This window comes from Bdellovibrio bacteriovorus HD100 (assembly GCF_000196175.1).
GTDB classification, from domain to species: Bacteria; Bdellovibrionota; Bdellovibrionia; order Bdellovibrionales; family Bdellovibrionaceae; genus Bdellovibrio; species Bdellovibrio bacteriovorus.
In genome coordinates this window covers 1,008,903-1,020,294 of record NC_005363.1, presented here as the reverse complement: position 1 = coordinate 1,020,294, position 11,392 = coordinate 1,008,903, and the positions used below count along the sequence as shown (strand labels likewise).

Annotated in this window: 13 protein-coding genes; 2 read left to right on the top strand and 11 right to left on the bottom strand. The window is 49.3% G+C overall.

Annotation, left to right across the window (positions count from 1 at the left end):
* Positions 1–62: 62 nt before the first annotated feature.
* Positions 63–569, bottom strand: a complete 507-nt coding sequence (locus tag BD_RS04950; protein ID WP_011163605.1) for a flagellar basal body-associated FliL family protein — start codon at positions 567–569, stop codon at positions 63–65.
* Between the two features lie 162 nt (positions 570–731).
* On the opposite strand from BD_RS04950, the gene BD_RS04945 reads away from it, so the two are divergent.
* Positions 732–1,730 carry a L,D-transpeptidase family protein gene (locus BD_RS04945; RefSeq protein WP_011163604.1) on the top strand — a complete coding sequence of 333 codons (999 nt, stop codon included), beginning with the start codon at positions 732–734 and terminating at the stop codon, positions 1,728–1,730.
* Positions 1,731–1,796: 66 nt separating this feature from the next.
* On the opposite strand, the gene BD_RS04940 is transcribed toward BD_RS04945, so the two are convergent.
* The 9 genes from BD_RS04940 to BD_RS04900 form a co-directional block, all read right to left on the bottom strand.
* Positions 1,797–2,789 carry a Fe(3+) ABC transporter substrate-binding protein gene (locus tag BD_RS04940; RefSeq protein ID WP_011163603.1) on the bottom strand — a complete coding sequence of 331 codons (993 nt, stop codon included), beginning with the start codon at positions 2,787–2,789 and terminating at the stop codon, positions 1,797–1,799.
* Between the two features lie 106 nt (positions 2,790–2,895).
* Positions 2,896–3,279 (bottom strand): hypothetical protein, encoded by a 384-nt coding sequence (locus BD_RS04935; RefSeq protein WP_011163602.1) that lies wholly within the window; start codon positions 3,277–3,279, stop codon positions 2,896–2,898.
* A gap of 141 nt (positions 3,280–3,420) precedes the next feature.
* The gene (locus tag BD_RS04930; protein WP_011163601.1) at positions 3,421–3,606 is read right to left on the bottom strand and encodes a hypothetical protein; all 186 of its coding nucleotides are present in this window, start codon (positions 3,604–3,606) and stop codon (positions 3,421–3,423) included.
* A 71-nt stretch (positions 3,607–3,677) separates the two neighbouring features.
* Positions 3,678–4,391 (bottom strand): rhomboid family intramembrane serine protease, encoded by a 714-nt coding sequence (locus tag BD_RS04925; RefSeq protein WP_231839282.1) that lies wholly within the window; start codon positions 4,389–4,391, stop codon positions 3,678–3,680.
* Between the two features lie 25 nt (positions 4,392–4,416).
* Complete coding sequence (locus tag BD_RS04920; protein WP_144313909.1) at positions 4,417–5,034, bottom strand: HIT family protein; 618 nt, start codon at positions 5,032–5,034, stop codon at positions 4,417–4,419.
* A 2-nt stretch (positions 5,035–5,036) separates the two neighbouring features.
* On the bottom strand, positions 5,037–5,444 hold the full coding sequence (locus BD_RS04915; protein WP_011163598.1) for a hypothetical protein: 408 nt from the start codon (positions 5,442–5,444) through the stop codon (positions 5,037–5,039).
* Between the two features lie 3 nt (positions 5,445–5,447).
* Positions 5,448–6,416, bottom strand: coding sequence for a signal peptide peptidase SppA (gene sppA / locus BD_RS04910; RefSeq protein WP_011163597.1), 969 nt, complete (start codon positions 6,414–6,416; stop codon positions 5,448–5,450).
* 149 nt (positions 6,417–6,565) lie between these two features.
* The gene (locus BD_RS04905) at positions 6,566–8,365 is read right to left on the bottom strand and encodes a 30S ribosomal protein S1 (RefSeq protein WP_173362280.1); all 1,800 of its coding nucleotides are present in this window, start codon (positions 8,363–8,365) and stop codon (positions 6,566–6,568) included.
* A 221-nt stretch (positions 8,366–8,586) separates the two neighbouring features.
* Positions 8,587–9,099, bottom strand: a complete 513-nt coding sequence (locus tag BD_RS04900) for a hypothetical protein (protein ID WP_011163595.1) — start codon at positions 9,097–9,099, stop codon at positions 8,587–8,589.
* Positions 9,100–9,218: 119 nt separating this feature from the next.
* Between BD_RS04900 and BD_RS04895 the strand changes: the two genes are divergently transcribed.
* Entirely contained in the window at positions 9,219–10,511 is a 1,293-nt protein-coding gene (locus BD_RS04895) for a prenyltransferase/squalene oxidase repeat-containing protein (protein WP_011163594.1), read from the top strand.
* On the opposite strand, the gene BD_RS04890 is transcribed toward BD_RS04895, so the two are convergent.
* The gene (locus BD_RS04890; protein ID WP_011163593.1) at positions 10,508–11,386 is read right to left on the bottom strand and encodes a TIGR02285 family protein; all 879 of its coding nucleotides are present in this window, start codon (positions 11,384–11,386) and stop codon (positions 10,508–10,510) included. The two genes, BD_RS04895 and BD_RS04890, sit on opposite strands and share 4 nt — an antisense overlap.
* Positions 11,387–11,392 lie beyond the last annotated feature (6 nt).

Here is an 11,392-nt window from a genome sequence, read left to right as displayed (position 1 = left end):
GGGGCCATGATTACAACGAACTTCAGGACTTTTAAGACTTTTGGCAGATCTTGCGACAGGAACTACTGAACGACGAAATCAGAGAAGAAAACATCTTTCACGACGCCACGACGAAGAATACCATTCACTTCTCCGGCAATCTTATCCTTCAGGAACAACTTCCCTTGAATGCTGTCCAGGTCTGAAAACGGCTTTTCATTGAGCAGGCGGACAATGCGGTCCCGGGCTTTGGCGCGGTTTTCCGGCTCCATCACCTCTTCAAAACCTTCTTTACCCAGCATCTGCAGATTGATCTCCAGACGGATGGTGCGCTTGGGCTCGCCCCCCAGATTCACCGTGAACTTATCCATGGTATAAACCAACGGTGCCAGGTCCGTTTCATCAGAAACAGAGGCCAGTTCGCGATCCACATCCTCCTCGGTGATCTTGGGGCTTTCCCATCCCATCGTCGAGGCATAGACCATATAACCACCAGCACCCATCACAGCCAGATTCAAGACTGCGAAGATGATCTGAAATAGCATGGCGGTATTCTTTGGTTTTGCAGATGTCTCTTGTGCTTCAGCCATTTATAACCCTCTGTTCATTGAAACTATCGGTGAAACAGGCTTAGGTCTTAATATCAAAGGCCACTTTATTTACATTTAAATTACACGGAAAACGTTTAACCTCTGGACACCTGAGGACAGGCACTTGACAAGTTTAAGTCCTATTCGGGCATAATAGTATTTATGAGACTATTGCTCACGGGCTGTGCTTTATTTGCGTTGAGTCTGCCGGTTTTGGCGGGCCCTGCTGTCACGCCTTCTTCTCAAATTGAAACAGACCTGCTACCGGCTTCCCTGCTTCAGATTTCTGAAACCGAAGCCTTTTCCCGCTATGTGATTCTGGTGGACAAAGAGCAGCGCAAACTTTCTGTGTTTGAGCGCAATGGTGAACAGATCCAAAAGATCACCGAGTACCCTGCTGACATCGGCAAAATGGGTGGCAACAAAACCAAACGTGATGATCATAAAACGCCGGAAGGCATTTACTTCCTGCAAGAGCGTCTGAGCCAGCCAAAAATTCCGTTCAGCCTTTATGGGGCCCTGGCGTTCACGACGAACTATCCCAATCTTTTCGACAAACGTGAAAACAAAACCGGTTCCGGCATCTGGCTGCACGCGATTCCCGACTCGGTGCCTTTGACCCGCGGCTCTCGCGGCTGCGTCGTTGTTCGTAACGACGTGATCAAGAAGCTGGCGGACTATATCAAACTGGGTGAAACACCTATTTTGATTTTTGATCACGTGAACTATGTTTCCAAATCCGAACACGACAAGCGCCGCCAGGATCTAAGCCGCTTCGTGGAAAGCTGGAGACAGGCCTGGGAAAATCAGGACATTGAAAAATACCAGACCTTCTATGACGAAGGATTCAAGGCTCCGGGCTTCAATTACAAGTCCTGGATGAGCCACAAAAAGAACCTGAAATCCAAGTACGAGTACATCAAAGTTCACCTGTCGCAACCGTACATCGTTCAACACAACGATCAGTTGCTGGTGAAAACCCTGCAGCGCTATGAATCTGACAAACACGTCGATTATGGTGTGAAGACAATCTATGCCCTCAAGTCCGGTGACACTTATAAAATCATCCGAGAAGAATGGGCTCCGTTCAGTCAGCAGGAAGTGGCCGCCGCGATTGCCCGCGAAAACTCCATGACCGCCTCTTCCCAGAAAACGCAATAAACTAGGCTGTAAAGGCAAAAAAAAAGCCACCTGATAGGTGGCTTTTTTTATTTTAGTTCGCAGGAACTATTTGTAACCCGCTTTTTTCATCAACTCGATACCTGCTGGCACAAGATCAGAAACTGCATTCACGTTGGTCATGTCTTCAGCAAAACCACCGAATTCTTTCAAGATGGGAGCCATATCTGCTTCCTTGCTTGCAGGGTACTGACTAAAACCGCCAGCAACGGCTTCTTGAACCGGCTTCGAAACCATGAACTCAAGGAAAGCATTGGCTGCCGCTGTGTTTTTGGAGGACTTCGTGATCCCGATACCCACACCGTTGATGTGTGCGCCGACTTTGTCCTGCTCCAGGAAACGAACACCCACTGGATAAGTCACATCATCACGAACGATAGGCGCCAGATAGTAAGTGTTGGCAACACCGATCGCACAAGTGCCGTTGGCGATAGCCGCGATCACGTCACGGTCCCCTTTTAAAGGCTCCACTGCCAGATTTTTCACCCAGGACTCTAACAACGCTGTCGTTTGGATTTCACCGAAGTGCTTGATGAAGTAAGCAGCCATTGCTTCGTTATAGCTGTTTTTGGAGGTTCTTAGGCACAACTGACCTTTCCATTTAGGATCGCCCAGGTCCGCATAAGTTTTCAGGTCTTCCGGATTCACTTTCTGTGTGTTGTACATCACAGTGCGTGCACGGTAGAACAGCAGGAACCAGTTCTTGTCATCAGAGATCAAGTGGGAAGGAACTTTCTGAGTCACACCATTGGATGTGAAAGACTGCAGGAAACCTTTGCGGTTCGCTTCACCCATATAAACGATGTCTTTATCCAGATAAAGATCCGCGCGGGAGTTCAAACCTTCAGTTTCAAGTTGTTTCAAAAGATCTGTCGAGGAAGCAAACACCACTTCCACCTGAATACCGGTAGCCTGAGTGAAAGGTTGCAGAATCGGCGCAAGTCTTTCGCCATCATAAGAGGAATACAAAACCAACTTGGCTGTGTTCGCCTGAACGGTCACCGCCGCCAACAGAGTCACGATTGCGCTCAAAAATTTCATCAGTTGCTCCTTTAAAGGTTTGAACACTCCTAATGGACGGCCCCACTCAGTGTCAAATTTTTCAGGATATTATCCGAGCGAATATCATTTCCCTTTCATTGCGTTTTCACTTAGGGAAATAAGGCAAAAATTTCACACAGTAAAAACGACTGAAAGGCAGGTCATCAATCTGCACATCTGTCGCTGGCTCTGCCAGCACCAGCTCATACACTGTGCTCGCTGGCACCAGATAGGCGCGATACTGCAACCACGGAGAATCGACTACAATCTTGCCTGAAGCCGAAGCAAACTTCTTCCAGCCGAAATCTTTGGTCATACGATCTTCTTTGTAAAACATCAGACGACTGCGCGAGTTCTTTCCATCCACCATCAAAGAGTAGCGGAAGATCAAATTCGAGTTTTTAAAATCACCACGGCACTGAAAAGTCTTCTCTGCGGCCTGAGAAAATGAGACGGATAAAAGAACAAACAAAACAGCTGACAAGTTCATAGGACTATTAGGGCGTCAGAGCCAAAAGCACGCAAGCAAAAGGCCTGTGAAAGAAAATGATAGCGTTCCACGAACCCCTGAAACGCAAAAAGCACAACCCAAGGGCTGTGCTTTTTAAGATTTCACAAGAAATGACGATTCCTAGTGGTTGTCGTCGTCTTTTGTGTTTTTACCGTCCATAGTGAACGTCTCTACGTTGTGGGCAAGATCAGGAAGTTGCTCAAGGTGCTTTTGCCATTCTTCTTTAGTCATTTCACCCGCGTTGATCTTGTTTTCAGTCATACGCTTGTCATACTTCAAATTTTTGTTAGCTTGAGCCAAAGACATAAATCCCCTTTTCGCAATCGAGCCCCCATTTATAGCCCAAAAAAAAGGCCCCGTCTAGGGGGCCGCTTTAGTTAGTTCCAATACTTGGGAGGTTTTTCATTTTTCTCGTTATTGACCACCAGGCGCAGATTCCGGCCCTTGCTCTTGGCCTTCTTCTTCCATTCATTACGGTCAAACCAGCCCTTCATTTTAAGGCAGATGAAGCCGGCCACGATCCCGCCCAAATGGGCCAAATAAGCCACTTCTCCGCCAGCGACGCTGGAAGTCATAAGGGAGGCCAGTTGCACCAGACCCATCAAAGCCACGAAGTACTTGGTCTTCATCGGGAACAGCATAAAGAAGTAAACAATACGCTCGCCGAAGATCATCCCCTGCGCCAGCAAAAGACCGAAGACCGCCCCGGAAGCCCCCACCACCGGCACAATCAGACCGGTTTGCGAACCCGTGATCAGGGCATAAACCCACACACCCAGGCAGTAAAGGATCGCTGCGCCCACACCCGCTACCAAATAGTAGATCAGGAAGAACTTCGAACCCCAGCGCTGCTCCAGCTCGGCTCCGAAGAACCACAACATCAGCATGTTAAACAGGATATGGGTCACCTGCATGGAGTGCAGGAACATGTACGTGAAAGGCTGCCAGATATGGAAGTCGAAAAGGACCTTACCCGGGAACAAGCCGAAGATAGACGTGAAAGGAACACGCAGGAAGCCTTCCATGATCACTTGGAACACGAACCAGATAGCCACATTGATGATCAGCAGCCACTTCACCACAGGGGTCATGGGAGCTGTTTGGAAAGTCACGCCTCTATTCATATTTTCTTAAAATACTCCATACCTTCTCGTAGGTCTGCTCAAGACTTTCAACCAAGACCTTGGTCTCAGCAATCAACGGGAAGAAATTAAGGTCCCCGGTCCATCGGGGAATCACATGGTAGTGAAGATGTTCAGGAATCCCCGCCCCCGCCACAGCCCCGTGGTTCAAACCCACATTAATGCCGCCCGGCTGGTAAAGCTCATTCAAGGCCTGCATGGTCAGACGAATGACATTTTGCAGGTCATGATATTCATCATCGGAAAGCTTCAACAGGTCCCCACAGTGGCGCTTTGGCAATACCAAAAGGTGCCCGCTGTTGTAAGGGAACTTGTTCAGAACCACCATCGAATGCTTGGATTTAAACACGCACAAGGTTTCAAAGCTGACTTTTTCCTCAGAGGCCCGGCAAAAAACACAGCCATCGGGTTTGATCAGTTTGCGCACATATTTCATGCGGTCCGGACGGAACAAAACATCTCGCTCCATCGGCCAGACATCCTTGCCGATCTGGATTTTGCCGTGAGCGGCCGCAGGGGCCTTGATTGGCGCTTTTCTTTTTGCGGGTGTCTTTTTCGCGGATGTCTTTTTGCGCGCCTTTTTGGCTGCCATGCTTACTCCGTGCTGTCAGTGAAATAGCTGGAGGTGCCCACCAGACGGTTTTCAACAAAGAAAGCCATCACACAGTTCTTACGCATCTCAAAGCCGATTTCGGTTTTGTTTCCACCCGCAGGATTCAACAAAACCAATTCCGTTTCAAGCTGCGGCGTCTCGCATACCAAAGGTTTCAGCTCAAAAACAGTGACGGGAACATAACCGCCCCCGCCCGTGACACCGACAAATTCAAATTTCTGGCCCGTTTTAAACACCACACCCGGTGCCGGCTCCAGATCCGCTGTCAGATAGTAATAACCGGTCCAGCGAACATCGAACCACGGTTGCGGCTGGCGCGGATCCATCGGATTTGCCCACGCCCACTTCACACAAAGCGCTGTCAGTAAAAACAGAGCCACGGACTTCATGGATTACTCCCAGTAACCCGGCATCAACATCAGCGGCTGATTCAGATACTTCGCGCGCAGGATGTATTTCATCGCGCCTTCCATATCCGCACCGAAAGATTTGCCTTTCAGAACATCGGCGAATTCCGCCATGCTGTTCAGGTCGTCTTCCGTGTCACCGCCCCCAAGGTCAAAGATGCTGACTTTCTTTTTGGGAACTTCAAAGACATCGTAATTGTCACCCAGCTTGGCGATTTCTGCTGCCAGTTTCACCGCATCGTCAAAGTAGCCTTCCTGATCGGCAAAGCCCACTTTCACCGCCGTTGCACCAGTGAACACGCGGCCGTCCGCGTACTCAGCAACCACTTCCTCTTTCAGCTTGCGCTCTGTCGCCACAGTTCCTTTGAACTGAGCATAGACTTCATCAATCATGCTCTGGAACAGACTTCTTTCATCTTCACGCATGGGACGGTACTCGGCACCCGAGTCCTTGAACTTGCCGGAAGTGATGGAGTAACGGGAGATCTTCGCCCAGTCATACAGCTTTTCCAGATTCGCAAATTCCATGATCACACCGATGGAACCCACCAGCGCCCCTGGAGCCACGACGATCTTGTCACAAGCCACGGCCGCATAATAAGCCCCGCTGGCCATCACACCCGTGCTGACACAGACAACCGGCTTTTTAATTTCATCACGAACGCGTTTGATTTCAGCAAACAGTTCCTGGGAAGGTCCCACAGAGCCGCCCGGAGAATTGATGCTGATCAGGATCGCTTTGACCTTGTCGTCGTCACGGTACTTTTTTAGGTTTTTAATGAACTTCTTGCCGTTAAGAATAACGCCGTTCATTTCCAGATGCAGAATGGTGTTTTTGGCAGTGACCCGCTTGTCTTCACTTCCGAAGAAGTCCCCGCTCATTTTCAACAAGGCACCAAGGCCTACGAACACCAAAAAGATAATAATCAGTTTTTTGAAAAAGCTGCCCTTCATACCAACGCTCCCGAACGGTTTGAAATAGGTCCCTTTCCAAATAAAAAAAGGGACCCTACCAGGGTCCCTCTTTAAAACTTGTCAGTCAATGCCGGGTCAGGGTCCAGTCGCGTCGCCTCGCAGCGACTCGACCTTCCTCCTAGTCACGACTATTGCTTGTCAGTTTTTACGTTTTTCAACTGGTCAGCAAACAAGTCACCGAAAGTGGACTTGGAAGTTGCAGTCGCTTTTTTAACGTAATCGTCAACATCCGCTTTTGATTCGCGAAGTTTAACAAGTTTTGCAGACAAGCCGATCTTACGAGCGTCTTTGTCGATAGAGATAACTTCAGCTTTTACAGACTGACCTGGCTTGATGAATTCTTCAACAGAGTTGATTTTTTCAGTAGTCAGTTCAGAAATGTGGATCAAACCTTCGATATCGGATTCAAGTTCAACGAATGCACCGAAGTCAGCTGTTTTAGTGACTTTAACATCGTGTTGAGTGCCGATAGCGTATTTGTTCTCGATGTTTGACCAAGGGTCAGACTCAAGTTGTTTGATACCCAAAGAGAATCTTTCGTTCTCGATGTCCACGCCCAATACAACCGCGCGAACTTTTTGGCCTTTAGCGTAAAGTTCATTTGGATGATTTACACGTTTAGTCCAAGAGAAGTCAGAGATGTGAACCAAACCGTCGATGCCTTCTTCGATGCCGATGAAGATACCGAAGTCAGTTACGGATTTCACTTCGCCTTCGATGATTGTACCTGGAGCGTATGATTCTTTCATTTCAACCCATGGGTTGGCCTGAAGTTGTTTCATACCCAAGCTGATGCGGCGGTTTTCAGTGTCTACTTCAAGAACCACTACTTCAACTTCTTGATCAACAGTCACGATCTGAGAAGGGTGTTTTACACGTTTAGTCCAAGACATTTCAGAAACGTGGATCAGACCTTCAATGCCTTCACCCAGCTCAACGAATGCACCGTACTCAGCCAAAGATACAACTTTGCCTTTCAGTTTAGTGCCTGGAGGGTAAGAAGCTTTTACGGATTCCCAAGGATCTGCGTGAAGCTGTTTCATGCCCAAAGATACGCGTTCTTTTTCTTTGTCATACTTAAGAACTTTAACTTGGATTTCGTCACCTACGTTCAACATCTCAGATGGATGTTTTACGCGGCCCCAAGACATATCAGTGATGTGCAACAAACCGTCCATGCCACCAAGGTCGATGAACGCACCGTAGTCAGTGATGTTTTTAACAACACCAGTAACAACAGAACCTTCTGCCATAGTGTCAAGAGTTTGAGAGCGCAAGCTGTCACGTTCTTCTTCAAGAAGCGCGCGGCGGGAAAGAACGATGTTGCCACGTTTCTTGTTGAACTTGATAACTTTGAATTTGAACTTCTTGCCCAGGTATACGTCCATGTTGCGAACCGGACGCAGGTCGATTTGAGAACCTGGAAGGAATGCTTTAACGCCGATATCAACGCTCAAGCCGCCTTTAACTTTAGCAACAACAGTACCTTCGATAACTTCTTCGTTTTCTGCTGCTTTAGAGATGTCTGTCCAAGCACGAAGCATGTCTGCTTTGTCTTTGGAAAGAACGATCATGCCGTTTTCGTTTTCGATACGGTCGATCAAAACTTCTACTTTGTCTCCAGCTTTAACATCACGAACGCCGTCAACAATGCGGAATTCGTTGATCGCGATCAAGCCTTCAGACTTGTAGTTGATATCAACAAGTACGTAGTCAGACTGAACTTCAACTACAGAACCTGTTACAACGTCGCCGACCTTGAAGTCTTGTTCTTTCATGGAAGCTTCGAATAGAGAGTCGAAGTCACCAGCTTTGTCAGCTTTCGCATTCAAAATGCCAGGATTTGCTGGAACCTTTGCGTCTTCAGCATCCAAGAAAGCAAGAACTTTCTGTTTCTCCAATGCGGCTTTGTTCAATTGTTTTGTCATATCGTTTTTTGTAAACCTCCCACGTAGTAAGACCTCATGGATCCTACCCGTAACCTTTCTTCGCTCTTAAGGCGAATCACTGGTTTAGCGACCTAAGGGGTCGGAAGTCAAAGGTTTTACGCATGCCAGCGAGGTTTTCGTGGTCCTGTGTTATTTGAGGTAAACTTGGGACGAAAAAAAGACCCCCGAAAGGGCCCCAAGTCGCATATATTCCAGTTCAGCTATTCTCGCTGAGATTGCCGGCAGGCTTGGATTTCATTGTCAAACCACTCTTCCTGCTTCTCATAAGCGGATTTGTAACCCTCAAAACGCTTCAGACGCTTGTTCAGATCCTCTTCCCGCAGGGTGATCAGCGTGCCGGATTCATCCACCCCGGTCTGCCGTGCGAGCTGGCCTTCTTCTTCTGTCAGAATGTTTTTCGGAACCATGTCGACCTTGCTGCCGGCTTGCGGGCTGGCCTCGATTTTACAATCGCGCAAAACGCCGTACTTGCCCTTGTTTCCCAGATCGCGGTTGCCATAGATGTTTTCCTCCATCGTATAGACATCCGTCTGCACTTCTTGAAGGTGCTGAACCAGATTCTTTTTCTCCTGTATGACATAGTTGTCATCGCGTTTGCCGACAGTTTCTCTTCCCATGAGTTGCGCGTCCTCAAGCTCGGTATCCAGTTTGTCTTTGGATGAACACCCCACCAGAGCTGCGATCACCAGTCCCGCCAGCCAAATTGTTTTCATAGTTCACCTCGCGGCTTCAAGAATACCGTGCGGGAAGAAAAAACCAGCTTGTACTTTTACATGACCCGCTGACAGCCCGGGTCCTGTCCTGATTTCATGGTCTGATTCGGAGGCACCCTATGAAATATCTGCTGTTTTTACTGGGCCTGATCAGTGCAACCGCACAGGCCCGTTATGAAAAACACATCGACTCGGCCCTGGATTTTCTGGCGCACTATCAGACGACAGGCCGCGAGGGCTATGAACCCGGACAGTGGCGATCGCGAGTGACCTCCTATGTGCCCAGCGCGATCGGCGTGGGCAAGTTTGGCGTCGCTTACGATGAGCCCAGTGCGTTTTCAGCCGCCGCCACCTCCAATGTTCTGGCTGAGACGTATTTCTATAATCCTCGGCTTGCCAAAATCCCGCCAATGGTTCGCAAAACCGCCTGGGGGCTGGCCCCCTATCGCTGGGGGGATCTGTTTAATTTCTACCCGCCATCAAGTTTTAAGGGCGTGCGCACGCGCGGACCGCGCAACATGTATCTGGCCCCGCAGTGGAAAGGTTTTGCCAACATCCCGCCTGACGCTGACACCACCTCGGTCACTCACACCTATCTGCATTTGTTAAAAAGCCTGGAAGCCGGTCAATCCCCGCGCAGCAGGGCCGCCTTAATGCCTGCAGAGGTGATTGACGCCTTATCCTCGGCCCGCGATCTGTCCCGGCTTCCCCACACTTACAATGCCGCGCAACTGCATGTGAACACCGGTGCCTTCATGACGTGGTTGTGGGACGAAAAAGATCCGGACATGCCACGCAATATCTTTGCAGCCCCTCATCGGGGCACGCGGATTCCTTTCAACGTCAACGACGTCGACTGTGTCGTAAATGCCAATGTGTTAAAACTTCTGACCTACGCCAAAAAAACCGAAGGACCCGGTTATCAGGCCAGTTGCCGACATCTGAATCGGGTTGTTGAAAAAAGACAGTTCTATTTCTGCGGAATGTACTATCCCAGCCGCTATGCTCTACCCTATGCGATGGCAACCACGATCAACGCCGGGGCTTCGTGCCTGGAACCCTCTCGACAAAAACTACTGAACTATGTCCTGGCCCTGCAGCACAAGGACGGTTCCTGGCGAAACAGCTTTATGGCAAGACCGGATTATGCACATTCCACTGCATGGGCGCTGAATACATTGCTGATTCTGGGCGACCCGAAAAACGAGTGGCATCGGGAACGTGTGCGCCGGGGTTTGAATTTTCTGCTGTCGCAGGCCCAAAAAGATTCCGCAGGAAGACTGTTCTGGAGTGGTCAGGTGTTCTTTGCCGCCACATTCGTGGCAAGATTTCCGGTGGTGTGGAGGTCGACGGGTTACACCACGGCCCTGGCCGTGAAAGCCCTGGCACTGGCTGATTTGCGCTGGCACTAAGGTGGAGTGTCGTAAAGAGCCCGGTAGCCTTTTTTCATGTCCGGCGGAAGCTCCTGCATGAAGTACTTATAGATTTTACCCTTCACATTTTTTTCCCGCACGGCGCGGGTCAAGTCTTTTAGAATCTGTTCGCCACGCAGGGATTTTTCACAGGACGCCCACACCGAGATATGGTTGGGCATGTTTTTGACCTTCAAAAATTTCAACGGCGGCACAGCGATGTTGTTGCGCTCGTAATCGGTTTTTTCCAGTGCGTAAGCCAAAACGCCATTGACCCGTTTTTTTTCCAGCATCAGAAAAAGATTTCCCATGGCACTGTCACCGACAATCTTTGTCGCATGCCCGCTGTGGGAAAGAATGTCATCAATCTGCTGGGTGTAGGCGCGGCTTTGAATCACTCCCAGGCGAAATTTCCCGCTGGCCAGCAGCTCTTTTAAATCCACGTCCTTCTGCTCATCCCGGATCCCCGGCGTATCCTTGGCATGCACCACCAGCCCCACAGGAAATGCCCGCGCCAGTTCATCACCAAAGATCAGAAACTTTTCACGCTCTTTGGTTCTTTGCAAAAGCACCGTGCAATAGCCCCCCTGCCCACTGAAAAGTTTTTCCGCACGGGAAAAAGAGACCCGCACAAAACGATGCGAATAAGCCGGCAAAGCCCGCTCAATCTCTTGGTAAATACTGGCAAAGGGCCCTTTGGCCTTTGAAATATCCACCATCATTCCCTCACCCGAAAGCACCAAAAAAGGCGGAAAATCATTCACGATCCACTGAATAGCAGGCTTCTGCGGCGGCGGTTCAATCGCCCCGGCAATTTGTGGCGAAAGCCACATCCCAAAGAATGGTAAAATAAAAGAAAAAAGGCTGCATTTCATAAAGCC